General features: G+C 70.2%; 17 protein-coding genes. 11 read left to right on the top strand and 6 right to left on the bottom strand.

Annotated elements, in window-relative coordinates; translation table 11 throughout:
• Positions 1-85: 85 nt before the first annotated feature.
• Positions 86-1,036 carry an MBL fold metallo-hydrolase gene (locus tag OIE67_RS51475; protein WP_326634480.1) on the top strand — a complete coding sequence of 317 codons (951 nt, stop codon included), beginning with the start codon at positions 86-88 and terminating at the stop codon, positions 1,034-1,036.
• A 38-nt stretch (positions 1,037-1,074) separates the two neighbouring features.
• Positions 1,075-1,332, top strand: coding sequence for a hypothetical protein (locus OIE67_RS51470; RefSeq protein WP_326634478.1), 258 nt, complete (start codon positions 1,075-1,077; stop codon positions 1,330-1,332).
• A 34-nt stretch (positions 1,333-1,366) separates the two neighbouring features.
• Here OIE67_RS51470 and OIE67_RS51465 read toward each other — a convergent pair whose 3' ends face one another.
• The 4 genes from OIE67_RS51465 to pdhA form a co-directional block, all read right to left on the bottom strand.
• Complete coding sequence (locus tag OIE67_RS51465) at positions 1,367-1,660, bottom strand: Dabb family protein (protein ID WP_106241818.1); 294 nt, start codon at positions 1,658-1,660, stop codon at positions 1,367-1,369.
• Between the two features lie 143 nt (positions 1,661-1,803).
• Complete coding sequence (locus tag OIE67_RS51460; RefSeq protein ID WP_326634474.1) at positions 1,804-3,303, bottom strand: dihydrolipoamide acetyltransferase family protein; 1,500 nt, start codon at positions 3,301-3,303, stop codon at positions 1,804-1,806.
• Between the two features lie 11 nt (positions 3,304-3,314).
• Positions 3,315-4,295, bottom strand: a complete 981-nt coding sequence (locus OIE67_RS51455; RefSeq protein ID WP_326634472.1) for an alpha-ketoacid dehydrogenase subunit beta — start codon at positions 4,293-4,295, stop codon at positions 3,315-3,317.
• 42 nt (positions 4,296-4,337) lie between these two features.
• A complete protein-coding gene (pdhA, locus tag OIE67_RS51450) occupies positions 4,338-5,429 on the bottom strand; it encodes a pyruvate dehydrogenase (acetyl-transferring) E1 component subunit alpha (protein ID WP_326634470.1) in 1,092 nt (363 codons plus the stop codon).
• A 224-nt stretch (positions 5,430-5,653) separates the two neighbouring features.
• Here pdhA and purS point away from each other — a divergent pair, with 224 nt between their 5' ends.
• The 4 genes from purS (at position 5,654) to purL (ending at position 9,714) form a co-directional block, all read left to right on the top strand.
• The gene (gene purS / locus OIE67_RS51445) at positions 5,654-5,899 is read left to right on the top strand and encodes a phosphoribosylformylglycinamidine synthase subunit PurS (RefSeq protein WP_106241811.1); all 246 of its coding nucleotides are present in this window, start codon (positions 5,654-5,656) and stop codon (positions 5,897-5,899) included.
• 233 nt (positions 5,900-6,132) lie between these two features.
• On the top strand, positions 6,133-6,519 hold the full coding sequence (locus OIE67_RS51440; protein ID WP_326645750.1) for an ATP-binding protein: 387 nt from the start codon (positions 6,133-6,135) through the stop codon (positions 6,517-6,519).
• Between the two features lie 166 nt (positions 6,520-6,685).
• Positions 6,686-7,369 (top strand): phosphoribosylformylglycinamidine synthase subunit PurQ, encoded by a 684-nt coding sequence (gene purQ, locus OIE67_RS51435; RefSeq protein ID WP_326634466.1) that lies wholly within the window; start codon positions 6,686-6,688, stop codon positions 7,367-7,369.
• A gap of 20 nt (positions 7,370-7,389) precedes the next feature.
• Positions 7,390-9,714, top strand: a complete 2,325-nt coding sequence (purL, locus tag OIE67_RS51430) for a phosphoribosylformylglycinamidine synthase subunit PurL (RefSeq protein ID WP_326634464.1) — start codon at positions 7,390-7,392, stop codon at positions 9,712-9,714.
• A gap of 305 nt (positions 9,715-10,019) precedes the next feature.
• On the opposite strand, the gene OIE67_RS51425 is transcribed toward purL, so the two are convergent.
• Positions 10,020-10,901: a collagen-like domain-containing protein gene (locus OIE67_RS51425; protein WP_326634462.1), complete on the bottom strand. Its 882-nt coding sequence runs from the start codon at positions 10,899-10,901 to the stop codon at positions 10,020-10,022.
• A 195-nt stretch (positions 10,902-11,096) separates the two neighbouring features.
• On the opposite strand from OIE67_RS51425, the gene OIE67_RS51420 reads away from it, so the two are divergent.
• Genes OIE67_RS51420 through OIE67_RS51400 form a run of 5 tightly spaced genes read left to right on the top strand, consistent with a single transcriptional unit; the run spans position 11,097 to position 15,876 of the window.
• A complete protein-coding gene (locus OIE67_RS51420) occupies positions 11,097-13,121 on the top strand; it encodes an adenylate/guanylate cyclase domain-containing protein (RefSeq protein WP_326634460.1) in 2,025 nt (674 codons plus the stop codon).
• 33 nt (positions 13,122-13,154) lie between these two features.
• Positions 13,155-13,817 (top strand): Crp/Fnr family transcriptional regulator, encoded by a 663-nt coding sequence (locus OIE67_RS51415; protein WP_326634458.1) that lies wholly within the window; start codon positions 13,155-13,157, stop codon positions 13,815-13,817.
• 45 nt (positions 13,818-13,862) lie between these two features.
• Complete coding sequence (locus tag OIE67_RS51410) at positions 13,863-15,305, top strand: MFS transporter (protein ID WP_326634456.1); 1,443 nt, start codon at positions 13,863-13,865, stop codon at positions 15,303-15,305.
• A 29-nt stretch (positions 15,306-15,334) separates the two neighbouring features.
• Positions 15,335-15,559: a hypothetical protein gene (locus tag OIE67_RS51405; protein ID WP_326634454.1), complete on the top strand. Its 225-nt coding sequence runs from the start codon at positions 15,335-15,337 to the stop codon at positions 15,557-15,559.
• The gene (locus OIE67_RS51400; RefSeq protein WP_326634452.1) at positions 15,556-15,876 is read left to right on the top strand and encodes a type II toxin-antitoxin system PemK/MazF family toxin; all 321 of its coding nucleotides are present in this window, start codon (positions 15,556-15,558) and stop codon (positions 15,874-15,876) included. Before OIE67_RS51405 ends, OIE67_RS51400 begins: the two co-directional genes overlap by 4 nt.
• Here OIE67_RS51400 and OIE67_RS51395 read toward each other — a convergent pair.
• Positions 15,869-16,618: a methylenetetrahydrofolate reductase gene (locus OIE67_RS51395; RefSeq protein WP_326634450.1), complete on the bottom strand. Its 750-nt coding sequence runs from the start codon at positions 16,616-16,618 to the stop codon at positions 15,869-15,871. The two genes, OIE67_RS51400 and OIE67_RS51395, sit on opposite strands and share 8 nt — an antisense overlap.
• Between the last annotated feature and the right edge of the window lie 3 nt (positions 16,619-16,621).

Below are 16,621 nucleotides of genomic sequence, written 5' to 3'. Positions count from 1 at the left end.
GTCCAGGAACGCCCGCACCTCCGTGCGGGCGTTCTGTCGTCGGGGACACAGCCCGCCGGCCCGCCGGGCAAGTAGGTTCCCCGGCATGAGCTCATCCCCGCACGACGACCACCAACCGGCCGCCCTGCCGCCGCCGCGGGTCGAAGAGGTGTCGGACGGCGTGTACGCCTACGTGCAGCCCGACGGCAGCTGGTGGATCAACAACACCGGGTTCCTGGCCGGGCGGCACGGCGTCGTCGTCATCGACGCCTGCTCCACCGAGCGCCGCACCAGGGCCTTTCGCGAAGCGATCGGCAAGGTCAGCGACCGGCCGATCACCACGCTGGTCAACACCCACCACCACGGCGACCACACGTTCGGCAACTGGCTCTTCCCCGAGGCCACGATCGTCGGGCACGAGGGCGTGCGCGAGCAGATCATCGCCGACGGGATGCCCGCCTACCGCGCCGCCTGGTCGCCCGAGGTGGAGTGGGGCAGGCTCGAACTCGCGCCGCCGTTCCTCACCTTCACCGACCGGATCACGCTGCACTCCGACGACCTGCGCTGCGAGGTCAGGCACGTGGGGCACGCGGCGCACACCACCAACGACTCCTACGTGTGGATCCCCGGGCGGCGGCTGCTGTTCTCCGGCGACCTGGTCTTCAACGGCGGAACGCCGTTCGTGCTCATGGGCTCGGTCGCCGGGACGCTCCAGGCGCTCGAACAGCTCAGTGAGCTGGGGGCCGAGACGGTCGTGCCGGGGCACGGGGAGGTGTGCGGGCCGGAGGCGTACGAGCCCGTGGCGGCCTATCTGCGCTTCGTCCAGGAGACGGCCAGGCGCGGGCGCCAGGCGGGGCTGACGCCGCTGGAGGCGGCCAGGGAGAGCGATCTGGGCGAATGGGCGGGGCTGCTCGACTCCGAGCGGATCGTGGGCAACCTGCACCGCGCCTACGCCGAACTCGACGGACAGCCTCTCGGCGCCCCGATCGACGTGGTCACGGCCGTGCTCGACATGATCGCCTACAACGGCGGCCGGCCACTGTCGTGTCTCGCCTGACGAGTGACGGGTGTGATCGGCTATACCCGGGTATGACCGTGGCTGTACTCGCCGTTTGCCTGGAGGTCGTCATGGGTGTCGGGGTCAGCATCTTCTTCCTCACGCTTGGCGCCATCCTGAAATTCGCCATCGAGCCCGACGTGTTCGGTGAGTCCGTCCACATGGACATCATCGGCGTGATCTTCATGATCGTCGGCGGCGTGGGCGTGGTGCTGAGCATCGTGCTGGCTCCCCGGCGGGGCCAGACGTCCGACGGCAGGCTGATGCACCGCGAGAACAACCCGCCGGACCTCTGACGGGGCTTCGCCCGGCGAGAGGCCCGGGTGCGGGTCAGACGCTCATCTGCACGGCCGCGCGGCCGGCCACGATCGGCTTGATGTGCTCGGCGATCACGGCCTGGTGGCCGGGGTCGTCGCGGTAGACGAGGTAGTCGTCCACGTTGTCGAAGTCCGCCACCACGGCGAAGTCCCACGTGCCCTGGTTGACACCCACGTCGGCGCCGGCCGTGTAGGAGCGCAGCTGGGGGATCTGGCCGGGCAGTTTGCCCAGCTCGGTGACCACCCTGGCCTTCTGCTCGTCGGTCGCTTCTTCGGTCCAGGTGAACAGCACGATGTGGCGAATCATGAAAGCCACTTTAACCGTGTATCAAATCCGGGCCCCGGCCGCTCTGACGTGTTCGGGGTGCGGGCGTCCCCACCGTACGGCGATCGCCGGGAGAGGGGTCCCCCCGGCGATCGCCGTACCGGTCTCGCGGCCTGTGGGGGGGTTCAGCTCCAGGCGAGCATGCGGACGGGGTCCTCCAGCATCGCGCCGACGTCGCGCAGGAACATCGAGCCGAGCTCGCCGTCCACGATCCGGTGGTCGAACGAGAGCGACAGGGTCGCCACCTTGCGCACCGCCAGCGCGCCGTCCACCACCCACGGCATGTCTCTGACCTGACCGACGGCGAGGATGGCCGATTCGCCGGGGTTGATGATCGGGGTGCCGCCGTCCACGCCGAACACGCCGACGTTGGAGATGGTGATGGTGCCGCCGGACATCTCCGCCGGCTGCGTACGGCCCGCCCTGGCCGTCTCCGCCAGCTGGGCCAGCTCCCTGGCCAGGCCGGGGAGCGACAGCTCGTGGGCGTTCTTGACGTTGGGCACCACCAGGCCGCGCGGGGTGGCGGCGGCGATGCCCAGGTTGACGTAGTGCTTGACCACGATCTCCTGGGCCTCCTCGTCCCAGGAGGAGTTGATCATCGGGTGACGCCGCGCCGCCGTGAGCACGGCCCTGGCCACCAGGAGCAGCGGGGAGACCTTGACCTCGGCGAACTCCGCCATCGTCCGCAGCCGCTGGACCGCCTCCATGGTGAGCGTCATGTCCACCTGGAGGAACTCGGTGACGTGCGGGGCGGTGAAGGCGCTGGTGACCATGGCGCGGGCGGTCATCTTGCGGACGCCCTTGACGGGGACGCGCTCCTCGCGCTGCTCCCCAACGGGCCTCTGCCCGGGCACCTGGACGGGCGCCTGAACGGGCGCCGCCTGCTCCTCGGCACTGGCCGCCGCCTGGATGTCGTCCCTGGTGATCGAGCCCTGCGGGCCCGTGCCGGTGACGGCGGTCAGATCGACGCCCAGGTCCTTGGCGAGCTTGCGTACCGGAGGCTTGGCCAGCACGGCGACCCGGGCGGGCGTGGGGGCGGCCGGGGCCGCCTGAGGGGCGGGCTGAGGAGCCGTCTGAGGGGCGGGCTGGGCCGGTGGGGTGTCCAGCTCCACCCTGGACGGGTTGGCGACCGGGTTTGCGGGGATGCCCTTGCGCGGGCGGCGCTTGGTGGTGCCGGTCTTGACGCCGTAGCCGACCAGGACCGCCTGGCGCTCCTCCTTGGGGGCGGGGCTGCCGTGCGCGCCCGGCTCGACCGCGCCCTCGGCCGGCGGCTTCGGCACCAGGTCGTCGGCCAGCGCCTCGACCGTGCTCCTGGCCGGGGCTCCCGCACCCGTGACGGCCTTCGGCCGCGCGGCGGTCGTCTCCCCCGGGCCGCCGGCGCCGGGCTCGGACGTCTCCACGGCGATGATCGGGGCGCCCACGTCGACCGTGTCGCCCTCACCCGCCATGAGGTCCGCCACCACGCCGTCCCACGGGATCGGCAGCTCGACGATCGACTTGGCGGTCTCGATCTCGACCACGATCTGGTTGACCTTGACGTCGTCGCCGGCCTTGACGTGCCAGCGGACGATCTCCGCCTCCGTCAGCCCCTCGCCGACGTCGGGCAGCTTGAACTCGCGTCGCATCGACAACCCCCTCAGTACCCGAAGACCCGGTCGACGGCGTCGAGCACCCGGTCCAGGTCGGGCAGGTAGTGCTCCTCCAGCTTCGACGGTGGGTAGGGGGTGGAGAAGCCGCCGACCCGCAGCACGGGTGACTCCAGGTGGTAGAAGCACTCCTCGGTGATCCGCGCCGCCAGCTCGGCCCCGAGGCCGCTGTTGACCGGCGCCTCGTGGACCACCACGACCCGGCCCGTACGGCGTACGGACTCCATGATCAGCGGCTCGTCCAGCGGGTTGAGCGAGCGCAGGTCGACGACCTCAAGCGAGCGCCCGTCGTCCTCGGCCGCCGTGGCGGCCTCCAGACAGGTCTTGACCATGGGCCCGTACGCCAGCAGCGTGACGTCGGCGCCCGGCCGCACCACCTTGGCCGCGTGCAGCGGCATCCACCAGTCGGTGGCGGCGGTGTCGATGTCGGCCTTCTCCCAGTAGCGGCGCTTGGGCTCGAAGAACACCACCGGGTCGTCGCTGCGGATGGCCTGCTGGATCATGGTGTAGGCGTCGGCCGGGTTGGAGCAGGAGACGACGCGCAGGCCCGCGGTGTGGGTGAAGTACGCCTCGGGCGACTCGCTGTGGTGCTCGACCGCGCCGATGCCGCCGCCGCAGGGGATGCGGACGACGACGGGCAGCTTGATCGCGCCCAGCGAGCGCATCGGCATCTTGGCCAGCTGGGTGATGATCTGGTCGGCGGCCGGGAAGACGAACCCGTCGAACTGGATCTCGCACACCGGCCGGTAGCCGCGCAGCGCCAGCCCGATCGCGGTGCCGATGATGCCCGACTCGGCCAGCGGCGTGTCGATCACACGGTCCTCGCCGAAGTCCTTCTGCAGGCCGTCGGTGACCCGGAAGACGCCGCCCAGCTTGCCGACGTCCTCGCCCATGATGAGGACCTTGGGGTCGTCCTCCATGGCCTTGCGCATGCCCTCGTTGAGCGCCTTGGACAGGCTCAGGATCGTCACGACGCCTCCTTCGCGACCGCCACCACGGCCGGCCGGTACGACTCAGTCACGGAACCCCTCCAAGTACCCGGCGAACTGGGCGCGCTCCCGGTCGATCAGGGAGTGGGGCTCGCGGTAGACGTGGTCGAAGATGTCGAGCGGCTCCGGGTCGGGCATGGCCAGGCAGCGCCTGCGCAGGTCGGCCCCGAGCTGGTCGGCCTCGGCGTCCACGGAGTCGAAGAACGCCTGGTCGGCCAGCTCGTTCTTGAACAGGTAGGACTTGACCCGCTCGATCGGGTCCTTGAGCTTCCACGCCTCCAGCTCGCTGGCCACCCGGTAGCGGGTGGGGTCGTCGGTGGTGGTGTGGGCGCCCATCCGGTACGTGAACGCCTCGATGAGCGTCGGCCCCTGCCCCGTACGGGCGGCTTCGAGCGCCTTGCGCGTCACGGCCAGGCAGGCGAACACGTCGTTGCCGTCGACCCTGATGCCGGGGAAGCCGAAGCCCGAGGCCCGGCGGTAGAGCGGGATGCGGGTCTGCTTCTCCAGCGGCTCGGAGATGGCCCACTGGTTGTTCTGGCAGAAGAACACGATCGGCGCGTTGAACACGCTGGCCCAGATGAACGACTCGTTGACGTCGCCCTGCGAGGTGGCGCCGTCACCGAAGTAGACGATCGTGGCGGCGTTGGCGTCGTCGCGCTGGATGCCCATGGCGTAGCCGACCGCGTGCAGGGTCTGGCTGCCGATCACGATCGTGTACAGGTGGAAGTTGTGCTCCTCGGGGTCCCACCCGCCGTGGTTGACCCCCCTGAACAGCCCCAGCAGCTTCACCGGGTCCACGTCGCGGCACCAGGCGACGCCGTGCTCGCGGTAGGTGGGGAAGGCCATGTCGGAGTCGGTCAGAGCGCGGCCCGAGCCGATCTGGGCGGCCTCCTGGCCGAGCAGCGAGGCCCAGATGCCCAGCTCGCCCTGGCGCTGCAGCGCCACGGCCTCCAGGTCGATGCGCCGGACGAGCGTCAGGTCGCGGTAGAGCGACCGGACCTCCTCCGGGCTCAGGTCGATGTCGTAGTCGGGGTGCTCGACCCGCTCGCCCTCGGGGGTGAGCAGCTGGACGAGCTCCGGAGGTGCTTCGGCACCACGAGAGGCGTCGGTTGTCATGCCACTCCTGCTGGTCGGGGCTGGTGTCGATGGGGTTGCCACCTTAGGCCAGCCTTCTTCGCGGCGAACCGTTAGGTGGTGGTTCGCCCGCTGTCGGGGCCATCGTGGCAGACGTCACAGCCCTGTGCGCAAGCCCCATGTCCTCCCCGTTCCCGTTGTGTCGGCAGCCACACGCGCCGGTAGGCTGTGCTTCCCATCCACCACCCGCTTCCAGGAGGAACGCAGTGGCCCGCGTCATCGTGGACGTCATGTTGAAGCCCGAGATCCTCGACCCGCAGGGCCAGGCGATCGCCAGAGCGCTGCCGAGGCTCGGCTTCTCCGGCGTCTCCGCCGTGCGCCAGGGCAAGCGTTTCGAGGTCGAGATCGAGGGCCCGGCCGATGAGGCGGCGCTCGCGGAAGTGCGCAAGATGGCCGAGACGTTGCTGGCCAACACGGTGATCGAGGACTACGACGTCCGGGTCGAAGCCTAGGTCAGAGCCCCTGAAGGCACTTTTGCCGCCGGATTTCCCCCGCGGCGGTTAAAGCCGGGTTCGGCCGTGCCACAATGCCACGGGCTTGCCAACAGTAAATAACAACAACGTGATTTTGCGGTTAGCCCCGTTTTCTCAGGGAAACCTACTCCAGGTGACATTCCGGAGCCCGGAGGAGTCCGGTGGATATTGAGTTCTCGTTGGCCCTGCCTCGGGATGCGATCGGCATACCGATGGTCAGGCGGGTGCTAGGCGACGCCATGCGTTCACTCAACGTGAGTGAGACGTGCATCGCCGACATGCTGCTCGCCGTCTCCGAGGCGTGTTCCAACGCGGTCCGGCACGGAGGGCCGGCCAACCGCTACGAGGTGACGGCCGCGATCGGCTCGGACCACTGCGACGTACGCGTGGCCGACAACGGCGCCGGCGTGCCGTCGATGCCGCGCCAGTTCCCTCCTCCCGACACCGAGAACGGCCGCGGCCTGCTGATCATGCGCTCCGTGGTCGACGAGATCTCCTTCGGCATCACGCCAGGGCGGGGCACGACCGTCCACCTGCGCAAGCTGCTCGACAGGGACGAAGAGGCACAAGCCCGTCCGCGCGAGCTGGCCGCGGTCTGAGCCGCACGTCCGCTCGTGGCAGAGCCGGCGCGGAGCACTCCGGCCGGTGCGTCCGCTCGTGGCCGAGCCGATGCGGACCATGGGGAAGCACCCGATAACCTGGTGAGACCGCCGTCCACCCCGATCGGACGGTGGCGCGCGCATTCCTCCGGAGGGGACGACTGTCATGAGCGCTGCCCGTGTGGGCGTTGTCACGTTTCCAGGGACTCTCGACGACCAGGACGCCGCCAGAGCCGTGCGCCTCGCCGGCGCGCAGGCGGTTCCGCTGTGGCACGCCGACCACGACCTGAAGGGAGTCGACGCCGTCTTCCTGCCCGGTGGCTTCTCCTACGGCGACTACCTGCGCTGCGGGGCCATCTCGCGCTTCGCGCCGCTCATGGACGAGCTCGTTCCCGCCGCGAAGGCGGGGCTTCCGGTGATCGGCACGTGCAACGGGTTCCAGATCCTGTGCGAGGCCCATCTGCTGCCCGGCGCGCTGACCCGTAACGCCTCGCTGCACTACGTCTGCCGCGACCAGCGGGTCAGGGTCGAGCAGACCGCGACCGCGTGGACCAACTCGTTCGCGTCCGGCCAGGAGATCCTGCTGCCGGTCAAGCACGGCGAGGGCCGCTACGTGGCCTCCGACGAGACGCTCGCCGCGCTGGAGGCGGGCGGTCACGTGGTCTTCCGCTATGTGGGCGGCAACCCCAACGGCTCGCTCAACGACATCGCCGGCATCCGCAACGAGGCGGGCAATGTGGTCGGCCTCATGCCGCACCCGGAGCACGCCGTCGAAGAGCTGGTCGGGGCCCCGAGCACCGACGGTCTGGGCTTCTTCACCTCCATCCTGAAGAATCTGGTGAACACGTGAGCGAGGGAGCCGGCAGGCACATGGCCGACAGCGTGAAGCGGGCCGCGGAAACCCCCGACGAGCCGATGCCCTTCGCCGAGCTGGGGATGAAGTCCGACGAGTACGACCGGGTCAAGGCGATCCTGGGTCGCCGTCCCACCGGCTCCGAGCTGGCCATCTACAGCGTCATGTGGTCCGAGCACTGCTCGTACAAGTCCTCCAAGGTGCACCTGCGGCAGTTCGCCACCAAGGCGCCCGCGTCCGAGGCGCTGCTGGTGGGCATGGGGGAGAACGCCGGCGTGGTCGACATCGGCGACGGCTGGGCGGCCACGTTCAAGATCGAGTCGCACAACCACCCCTCCTACGTGGAGCCGCACCAAGGTGCGGCCACTGGCGTCGGCGGGATCGTGCGCGACATCATGTCGATGGGCGCGCGCCCGATCGCCGTCATGGACGCGCTGCGCTTCGGCGCCGCCGACGCCGTCGACACCCGCAGGGTGCTGCCCGGCGTGGTCGAGGGCATCAGCAGCTACGGCAACTGCCTGGGCCTGCCCAACATCGGCGGCGAGGTCGTCTTCGACCCCTGCTACCTGGGCAACCCGCTGGTCAACGCCCTGTGCGTGGGCCTGCTGCGCAAGGACCAGATCAAGCTCGCCACGGCTCCCGGGCCTGGCAACAAGGTCGTGCTGTTCGGCGCGTCCACCGGCCCCGACGGCATCGGCGGCGCCTCGGTGCTGGCGAGCGCCACGTTCGAGGACGAGTCGCAGGCCAAGCGGCCGGCCGTGCAGGTGGGCGACCCGTTCATGGAGAAGCTGCTCATCGAGTGCTGCCTTGAGCTCTACGCGGCCGACGTCGTCGTGGGCATCCAGGACCTCGGCGCGGCCGGCGTCTCCTGCGCCACCACCGAGCTGGCCGCCAAGGGCACCGGCGGCATGACCGTCGACCTCAACCTGGTCCCGCTCCGCGACCCCTCGCTCAGGCCCGAGGAGATCCTCATGAGCGAGTCGCAGGAGCGGATGATGGCCGTGGTCCGGCCCGACGACATCCCCGCGTTCATGGCGATCTGCCAGCGGTGGGACGTGCCCGCCGCCGTCATCGGCGAGGTCACCGACACCGGCCGCCTGGTCATGACCTGGGACGGCGAGGTCATCGTGGACATCCCGCCGGGCACCGCGGCCGACGATGGCCCGGTCTACGAGCGGCCCTTCCACGAGCCCGCCGGGCAGGCCGCGCTCAACGCCGACACCCCCGACCGGCTGGAGCGGCCCGGCGACCTGCGCGAGACGCTGCTCAAGCTGCTCGGCTCGCCCAACCTGGCCTCCAAGGAGTGGGTGACCAACCAGTACGACCGCTATGTCCGCTCCAACACCGTGCTGGCGCAACCGGCCGACGCGGGCATGCTGCGGATCTCCGAGGTCATCGAGCCGGAGCGCAGGAGCTCGGCAGGAGAGAGCGAGCCTGCGACGCCAGCGGATGCCGAAGCGGGCGCGACCATCGAACACGCCGAGCCGACGACGCGGGGCATCGCCCTCGCCACCGACGGCAACGGGCGTTACGCCAAGCTCGACCCGTACGCGGGGGCGCAGCTCGCGCTCGCCGAGGCCTACCGCAACGTGGCCGTGACCGGCGCCAATCCGCTGGCCGTGACCAACTGCCTCAACTTCGGCTCCCCCGAGGACCCCGAGGTCATGTGGCAGTTCGCGGAGGCCACGCGCGGGCTCGCCGACGCCTGCCGGACCCTCGGCGTGCCGGTGACCGGCGGAAACGTCTCCTTCTACAACCAGACGGGCTCGACCGCCATCCACCCGACGCCGGTCGTGGGCGTGCTCGGCGTGATCGACGACGTGGCCGCGCGGGTGCCGACGGGGTTCGTCGCCGAAGGGCTGCGGGTCGTGCTGCTGGGCGACACCCGTGACGAGTTCGGCGGCTCCGAATGGGCGCACGTCGCGCACCGCCACCTGGGCGGGCTGCCGCCCCAGGCCGACCTGGAGGCGGAGAAGGCGCTGGCCACCGTGCTGGTCGAGGCGGCCCGGCGCGGGCTGCTGGCCGGATCCCACGACCTGTCGGACGGCGGGCTGGCCGTCGCGCTGGCCGAGTCCTGCCTGGCGCGGGGCGTCGGGGCGACGGTGGAGCTGACCGGTGACGCCTTCACCGACCTGTTCAGCGAGTCGGCGTCGCGGGCGCTCGTCGCGGTGCGGCCCGAGGCCTACGCCGAGTTCGCCTCGCTGTGCGGGCGGCACGACGTGCCCTGCTACGGGCTCGGGACGACCGGCGGGAACGCGCTGGTGGTCAAGGACGTGTTCGAGGTTCCCGTCGAGGAGCTGCGGGAGACGCACACGGCGGCGCTGCCGGCGCTGTTCGGCTGAGGATCAGCTTTCAGAGCCGATCTTTCGGGGCCGGTCCTTCGGGGTGGGTCCTTCGGGGTGGGTCTTCCAGGGCCGGTACGGAGATCCGTACCGGCCCTGTCACCCACGACCGCATTCCCGCACGTGCCGGCGTCTGCCTGACGGGCGTCATGCGCCTGTCCGACGGTCACCACTTGTGCCTGCCACCGTCCGACGGCCGCCACCCACAGCACCTGGGTGCCGGCCTGTGCCCGGCGGGCGGCACGCGCACGTGCGGGCCCCTTCCTTCTGGTCGTGAGGCGCTTGGACGCCTGCCGGCGTGGTCGTTACTTCTTCTCCAGGCAGACGGCGTAGACCGTGCCACCGCCGCTGCCGCCGCCCGACATCTGCGAGCCGGACGGGCCGTCGGCCTTGACGTCAGCCTTGGTGATGGCGACCGACCAGCCGCCGCTCGTGGGCATGCTGCTGGTCACCTGGTAGCGCGAGTCCACCTGGAAGCCGCCGCCGGTCACGGCGTCACCCTTCTTGCAGGTCGCCGTGCCGGAGTTGCCGTTGAAGCGATCGGTGACGACGTAGGTGGTGTAGGCCGCGCCGCCGCCGGGCTCACCCTTCGGGCCCTGGGGTCCCTGCGGGCCGCGATCGCCCTTCGGGCCCGGGGTGCCGGGCCTGCCCGGCTCGCCCTGGGTGCCCTGCTTGCCCGGCTCGCCCTGCTCACCCTTGACGCCCTGGTCGCCCTTCGGCCCCTGCTCGCCCTTAGGGCCCTGTTCGCCCTTGGGACCCTGCTCGCCCTGCGGTCCTTGCGGGCCCTGAGGGCCTGCCACGCCCTGCTTGCCCTGCGGGCCGGGCCGTCCGGGCCGTCCGGGCATGCCCCGGTCGCCCTTGACGCCCTGCGCCCCCTGCCGGCCCGCGGGACCTTCGGGGCCCGCCGGGCCCTGGCTGCCCGTCTCGACGGTCGTGGACGTGCCACCCCCGCCGATGAGCACGCGCACCTCGGTCTTCCTGCACTTGGCCGTGGCGTTGACGATGCGGGCGTAACGCGACTTCCGGTGCACGCAGGCGACTACCGTGCCGGCCGTGGCACCCGCCGAGACGGCGGCGGAGACGGCGGACGAGGCGGTGGCGACGCCGCCCGTGGCGAGCAGCGAGGCGGCGAGCGCCCCCACGGTGGCGAGCGTGAGCGTACGTCCGCGGCGAACCTGGCTAGGCACGATTCCCTCCAGAGGGTCCGGTGATGCGCATGGGATGCATGAGATTCACGCATCAAACGTTCCAATGGATGACAGTGACTACGTAACGTATTGATCACAGAACAGAGGGTTACTGATGATATTGACGATTTGTCGGCGACCGTGGTGAGTAAAACGACGCAGTCGCGACAGCGATCGGGCGTGGATAATCGGTCTGTGCCAACCCCCGCTCCCGCGTCCTATCTCCCGCCCGCCACCCAGCCCGTGCGCGGCGTGGTGTGGGGAATCCACCTCGTCGTGCCCATGCTCGGGCTCTGGCTCCTGCTCGCCCAGCCCCACCTCAACGTCCCCTGGCAGCACAACGCCAGCCACTTCTGGATGATCATCCTGGTGGCCGGGGTCAACGTCGTGCTCGGCGCCCTCATCAGCGAGGCCTCGCGCCGGCGCCAGGACGCGCGGCTGTTCCTGGTCTCAATGGTCTTCCTGACCAGCGCCGGGTTCTTCTTCCTGCACGGGCTGTCCACCCCCAAGGTGATCCTCGAATCCGGTTCCGTCGGGTTCGACATCGGCCAGCAGGTGGGGCTGTCGATCGCGGCGCTGTTCGCGTTCGCCTCCGCGCTGCCGCTCGGCGAGCAGCAGGCCAAGACGGTGCTGGGCGCGCAGCACTTCGTGCGCGCCGCGCTCGTCGGCATCATGGCGCTCTGGGGTGTGACCTCGCTCGTGCCCGGCCTGACCTCGCTCAGCGAGCCGCCGCTGGAGTCACCGATGTCCTGGCTGGCGTGGGCGTCGGTGCCCGGGCTGCTGCTGTACGCGGCGGCCAGCGTGATGATGTTCCTGCTCCACCGCCGGCGGCCGTCGGCCATGCTGATCAGCCTGATCACCGCCTACGCGCTGCTGGCCGAGTCGATGATCGCGGGCATGTCGCAGCTCAACTGGCACCTGTCCTGGTGGGAATGGCACGTTCTGCTGGTGTTCGCCTTCGTCTTCGTGGCCTACAGCTCCTACCTGCAGTTCCGGCGGGAGGGGTCGAGCGCGGGGCTGTTCGACTCGGTGGCGCTGTCGGCGACCGTGCGGCGCATCCAGCGCGACTACGACAAGGCGCTGGAGGAGATGGTCGAGCACGTACGCAAGGGCGAGCCGCTGGCCGCGACCCGGCTGTCGGGCAAGTTCCGGCTCAACGAGGGCCAGGCGGCGGTGCTCGACCGGGCGGGCGAGGCGCTGGCCAACGAGCGGGCGCTGTCGGAGCGGCTGGCCGCGCTGGTGTCGGTGAGCGCCCAGACCAGGATCGGGCTGCCGGAGGACCAGTTGCTGACCTCCTCGCTCGAACGGGTGCGGCAGGCGTACGGCGACGTCAAGATCGCGCTGGTGGCCGACGGCAGGACCCAGATCGGCTCGCGCGACTACCAGTTCGCCGACGGCAACCCGATCAAGCGTGACCAGCTGCTGGCCTTTCCGCTGACCGTCAAGGGCAACCTGGCGGGTGTGCTGGAGGTGCCGATCGGGCGGACCAACCAGGACGAGGCGCTGGCCGCCACGCTGGCCGGGCAGTTGTCCATCTCGCTGGAGAACGCCCGCCTCTACCAGGAGCTGCACACGCTCTTCCACCAGTACATGTCGCCCGACGTGGCGCACGCGCTGCTGGCCGACCCGCGGCAGGCGGCGCTGGGCGGCGAGCTGAAGGAGCTGACCGCGCTCTTCGCCGACCTCAAGGGCTTCACCACGTTCTCGGAGAAGGTCACGCCGGGCGAGATCGTCGAGATGCTCAACCGCTACCACACGGTCGCGGTGCCGTGCATCCTCGACAACGGCGGCACGATCGTGCAGTTCGTCGGCGACGCACTGCTGGCCCTGTTCAACGCGCCGGCCACGCAGACCGGGCACGCGCGTTCCGCCTGCAAGGCCGCTCTGGCGATGCAGCGGGCCGCGTCCGAGATCGCCGAGGAGATGTCCTGGAAGCGGGAGGACGACATCGAGTGGCCGACGTTCCGGGTGGGCGTCAACACCGGTCCCGCGCTGGTCGGCAACATCGGCAGCCCGGAGCTGCGCGGCTTCAACGCGATGGGCGACTGCGTCAACGTGGCCGCCAGGCTCCAGGGCGTGGCCGAGCCCGGCACGGTCGTGATCGGCGAGACGACGCTGCGGCAACTGGGCGATGACGTTTCGGTGACGCCGCTGGGAAGGCTCAGCCTCAAGGGCAAGGAAGAGCTCGTCGAGGCCTATGTTCTGACCGAAATGACATAGAACGGTGATAGCGGTACCGACATAATCAGGCGCATGGATCCAGAGCCCGGTGAATTTCTTTCCATGCTGACCTCGGAGGAGGTCGACGCCCTGCGTTCGGCCGGCCGGCCGCGGCGCTGGGATCGGGGCACCACCATCATGACCGAGGGCGACACGTCCGACTGGGTGCTCCTGCTGATGGAGGGCCGGGTCAAGTGCTCCTCCCACACCAGCGGCGGCACCGAGGTGGTGCTGGCCGTCCGCGGTCCCGGGGCGCTGCTCGGCGAGCTCTCGGCCATCGACGGATCCCCCCGCTCGACCACCGTGACCGCGCTGGAGCCGATCTCCGGCATCGTGGTGCGCGACTTCTCCACGTTCCTGGAGGCCCACGGGCGCGTGGCCGTGCTGCTCATGAAGCTCGTCAGCGGGCGGCTGCGCGACGCCGACAGGAAGCGGATCGAGTACGGCGCGTTCGACACCACGGGGCGGGTCGCCACCCGGCTGCTCGAACTGGCGGAACGCTACGGCGAGAAGACCAACAGCGGCGTGCGCGTCGCGCTGCCCCTGTCGCAGGACGAGCTGGCCGGCTGGACCGGCGCCTCCCGCGAGGCGGTCAGCAAGGCGCTGCGGACGCTGCGCGACCGGGGCCTGATCGAGACCGGCAGGCGGCGCGTGGTGATCCACGATCTTGAGGGGTTGCGCAAGCGGGCCAGGTGACCCCTGGTACAAATCGGACGTACGTCGTACGTCATAGTGGAGGGCATGGCCGCCGTCACCCCCCAGGACGACACCCGCCTGCGTTACGCCTGGCGCGTGTGCGCGGTCACCAGCCTGGGCATCGTCCTGATCGGCGTGGCCGGCAGCACGCTCAACGTGGCGCTCCCGACGGTCGTGCGGCACTTCGGGGCGGACGCGCTGGAGTCGACCTGGATCCTGCTGGCGTTCCTGCTGGTCAACACGGCGAGCCTGGTGTTCTTCGGCCGCGTGGCGGACCTGCTCGGCCGGCGTGAGGTCTATCTGACGGGGTTCGCCCTGTTCACGCTCGCCTCGCTGCTGGCGGGGCTGTCGCCGGACGTGTGGTTCCTCATCGGGACCCGTGCCTTACAGGCGATCGGCGCGGCCATGATCCTGGCGAACGGCACCGTGATCATCACCGACGCGTTCCCGCCCGACCGGCTCAGCCAGGGCATGGGCGTCTACATCGGCACGCTGTCGGTGGCTCAGCTCGCGGGGCCCACGCTGGGCGGGCTGATCGCGGAGACGGCCGGCTGGCAGTGGATCTTCTGGCTGAACGTGCCCGCCGGGCTGATCGCGCTCGGCGTGGGGGCGGGGCTGTTGCGCAAGATGCCCAGGCGGCCGAAGGCGCCGGTGGACGCGCTGGGCAACGTGCTGGTGTTCGCGGCACTGTCGGCGCTGCTGCTGGCCCTGTCAGAGGCGGGCTCCAGCGGGGTGTCCAGCCCCGTGTTCCTGATCGGGGCGGGCCTCTTCGTGCTGCTGGTGCCGCTCGTCGTCTGGACCGGGCGGCGCTCCCCCAGTCCGGTGCTGGATCTGCGGCTCTTCGGCGGGCGGCTGCTGGCCTGCGCGAACCTGGCCTCCTTCTGCAACGCGCTGGCCCGTTCCGCGCTGATCCTGGTCGTGGCGCTGTACTTCCAGGCGGCCAAGGGTCTGGACGCGTTCGCGGCGGGGCTGAGCGTGCTGCCGGTGCCGGTCGGGATCGGGCTGGCCTCGCCCGTCGTGGGCATGCTGGGGCGGCGGGTGTCGCCGTACGCGCTGTCGATCGTGGGGGCGGCGATGAGCGCGGCCGGGCTCGGCGTGCTGGCGCTGGCGGCCGATCCGGCGACGCCGTACTGGGTGATCGGGGGCGGGCTGTTCGTGGCCGGCTGCGGCAGCGGAACGTTCCTGACCGGGAACACCACGCAGGTCATGCGGGCGCTGCCGGCCGACAGCCTGGGGGTGGTCAACGGCTTCCGGGTGATGGTGATGAACGTCGGCATCGTGATCAGCGTCGGCCTGTCCCTCAGTGTCCTGACCGCGTCGGTGGGCCCGGCCCTGCGGGCGCAGGTGTACGCGGGCACGCTGTCCACCCTCTCGCCGGTGGCGGTGGGGCAGCTGATGGAGGGGTTCCAGCGCGCGTACGGCGTCCTGTTCGCCGTAGCCCTCACCGGCACAGCCCTCGCCGCCCTGGCCCGCTCACCCCACCGCTGACGTATTACAAATCGTGTTACACTTAGGTCATGGGAACGCTCAACGTACGCACTGACGAAGCCATGGAGACGGCCCTGCGTGCGCTCGCGGGAGAGACGCGAAGCCGCTCTGAGGCGGTTCGTTATGCCCTGCTCCACACCTATAAGGAAATGCTGCTCAACCAAGCCGCGGCGGATGCGGACCGACTGCGCGACGACCTTGACGATCAGGCCGAGATGCTGGCGATCCAGCGCTTCATGGGCGTTGCCGAGTGATATTTCGGGGCGCGATCTACGAGCTCAAGGCTCTGCCGGGGGCCAGGGATCACGAGCAACAGGGACGGCGCTACGGTGTGATCATTCAGTCGGACCGCTTCACCACGAGCACGCTGACCATTGCGATGACCTCAACGAGCGCCGGGCCCGCCGTCTACCGGCCGGAGATCGATTTCAACGGCACGAAATCCCGAGTCCTGACGGATCAAATCTATTCCGTGTCCCCGTCAAGGCTCGGGGAGTTCAAGGGCGCATTGGAAGCGCATGAGTGCGCCGATCTTGATCGAGCGCTGATGTTGAAGCTCGGGCTTATTTGAGGGCCGGGGCCAGTCTGGATTCGACGTCGCGGTAGCGGGAGACCGGGATGAGGTGGACGCCGGCGAAGGCTCCTGAGTCGCGCAGGGCGAGGACCTGTTCGCAGGCCGCCTCCACGCCGGCCATGCGGTCGGCGCCCACGCGGCGCACCAGGTCTTCCGGCAGGGCGATGTCGGGGATGGCGGCGGCCAGGGTGCGGGCGTGCCGTTCGCTGGCCAGGACCATGACGCCGGCGTAGACGGGCAGGTCGGCGGGGTGTTCTTCGCGCCAGCGCACCTGCGCCTCGACCGAGTAGCTGACCTGGCTGAACAGGAAGTCGGCCGAGCGCTTCCATGCGGGCAGCGGGCGCAGCGCGGCGGCGGCGCCCACGCGGAAGCCGGGCGAGAACTCGCGCGCCTCGGCGATCATCGAGCGCACCGTCAGATCGCTGGTGCGGTTGCCGCTCGTCGGCTTGTCGCCGTAGACGAACAGGAACCGCTCGACCCCGTACGCCGCCGCCGTGAGCAGGTCGCGGCGGAAGCCGAGCAGGTTGCGGTCGCGCGAGTTGAGGCAGGCGATGCCGCGCCCGCCCATGGACTCGACCTCGTGGGCGACGGCCACGCTGGAGACCGTGGCGCGGCCGATGTGGTTGTCGGGGATGAGGAACGAGTGGGCGATCGTGCTCATCGTGCCGATCTGGTGCCTGACGTGCTTCAGATCGGGCTTGGTCGGGGGTTCGATCTCGCAGATCAGCTCGAAGGTCACGAT

Source organism: Nonomuraea fuscirosea (assembly GCF_035917475.1).
In the GTDB taxonomy this organism is placed as follows: domain Bacteria; phylum Actinomycetota; class Actinomycetes; order Streptosporangiales; family Streptosporangiaceae; genus Nonomuraea; species Nonomuraea fuscirosea.
This window is presented reverse-complemented; position numbering and strand designations above follow the sequence as displayed.